This is a genomic window from Mesorhizobium sp. M8A.F.Ca.ET.161.01.1.1, from assembly GCF_004792105.1.
Classification (GTDB): Bacteria; Pseudomonadota; Alphaproteobacteria; order Rhizobiales; family Rhizobiaceae; genus Mesorhizobium.
The window spans coordinates 1-1,886 of the sequence record NZ_SRTD01000039.1; the positions used below are offsets into that span (position 1 = coordinate 1).

A 1,886-nucleotide genomic window follows, 5' to 3' on the forward strand; every position below is an offset into this window, starting at 1 on the left:
CGTCAGATGCCGCCGCCATTGTCATATTGCTCTTCGGCAATGTCACGCTCGTCCAGCCAGTGTTCCAGGGTATCTACCATCTCTTCGGCCGACTTGCCGAGCGTCTTGAGATGGATCTCCGGTTTCTCCGGTGCTTCGTAAGGAGAATCGACACCGGTGAAATTCTTGATCTCGCCATTCAGCGCGCGGGCGTAGAGACCCTTCGGGTCACGCCTGGCGCATTCCTCGAAAGGCGTGTCGACAAACACCTCGATGAACTCGCCATCGGCCATCAATTCCCTGGCCATGCGCCGCTCGGCGCTGAACGGCGAAATGAAGGAGACAATGACGATCAGCCCGGCATCGGCCATCAGCTTGGCCACTTCGGCGACGCGGCGAATGTTCTCGACGCGATCGGCATCGGTGAATCCGAGGTCGCGGTTGAGACCGTGACGGACATTGTCGCCATCGAGAATATAGGTATGGCGGCCTGTGGCGAACAGCTTCTTCTCGAACAGGTTGGCGATGGTAGACTTGCCGGAACCCGAAAGCCCCGTGAACCAGAACACGGCCGGCCGCTGGTTCTTCATGTCGGCGCGCACGCGCTTGCCGACATCGAGCGATTGCCAATGGATGTTTTCGGCGCGGCGCAGCGAGTGCACGATCATGCCGGCGCCAACCGTGGCGTTGCTGATGCGATCGATCAGGATAAAGGCGCCAGTGGTCCGGTTCTCGCCAAACGGGTCGAAGGCAATCGGCGCCCGCGTCGAGATGTTGCAGATGCCGACTTCATTCATCTCGAGCGACTTGGCCGCCTCATGGCCAAAGTCGTTGACGTTGATGCGGTATTTCAAGTCGGTGACGGTGGCGCTGGTCTGATCGGTCTCGGTGCGCAGGATATAGGAGCGGCCCGGCAGCAGCGCATGCTCGTCGAACCAGACGATGTTGGCGGCGAACTGGTCGGCGACCTGCGGCCGCGCGGCCGGTGAAACCAGCATGTTGCCCCTGGAAACCTCGACCTCGTCGTCAAGGACGAGCGTTATGGCCTGGCCGGCCACCGCCTGTTTGAGATCGCCGCCATAGGCGACGATGCGTTTGACATGCGAGGACTTGCCCGATTTGGCGACGACGACCTCGTCGCCTTGCGCAATGGTGCCGGACGCGATGGTGCCGGCGAAGCCGCGAAAATCGAGATTGGGGCGATTGACGTACTGAACCGGAAAGCGGAACGGCAGCTCGGCGGTGACTTCGTCGACCGAGACGGTTTCGAGTTGCTCGATCAGCGTCGGGCCGGAATACCACCTCATGCTGTCCGAGCGGCGGCTGACATTGTCGCCATAACGGGCCGACATCGGGATCGGCACCATGGTCTGGAAACCGAGATCGCCTGAGAACTGCCGGTAGTCCTCGACGATGCTGTCGAAGACCGCCTGGTCGAAATCGACGAGATCGATCTTGTTGACCGCCAGCACGATGTGGCGAATGCCGAGCAGCGAGGCGATGATCGAATGGCGCCGGGTCTGGCGCAGCATACCCTGCCGGGCATCGATCAGCACGATCGCCAGATCGGCGGTCGAGGCACCGGTCGCCATGTTGCGGGTATATTGTTCGTGGCCGGGCGTGTCGGCGACGATGAACTTGCGCTTCGGCGTGGCGAAGAAGCGGTAGGCGACGTCGATTGTGATGCCTTGCTCGCGCTCGGCCTCGAGGCCGTCGACCAGCAGCGCGAAGTCGATGTCGTCGCCCGTCGTGCCATGCTTTCGCGAATCGCGTTCGAGCGCGGCGAGTTGGTCCTCGAAAATCTGCTTGGTGTCGGACAACAGCCGACCGATCAACGTCGACTTACCATCATCGACCGAACCGCAGGTCAGGAAGCGCAGCAGCGACTTCTTCTCTTGCGCGACCAG

Annotated in this window: 1 protein-coding gene; it reads right to left on the bottom strand. The window is 61.5% G+C overall.

The genetic code is table 11. The features are described from left to right. Positions 1–2 precede the first annotated feature (2 nt). On the bottom strand, positions 3–1,886 hold the full coding sequence (gene cysN, locus EN804_RS34445) for a sulfate adenylyltransferase subunit CysN (RefSeq protein WP_135922292.1): 1,884 nt from the start codon (positions 1,884–1,886) through the stop codon (positions 3–5).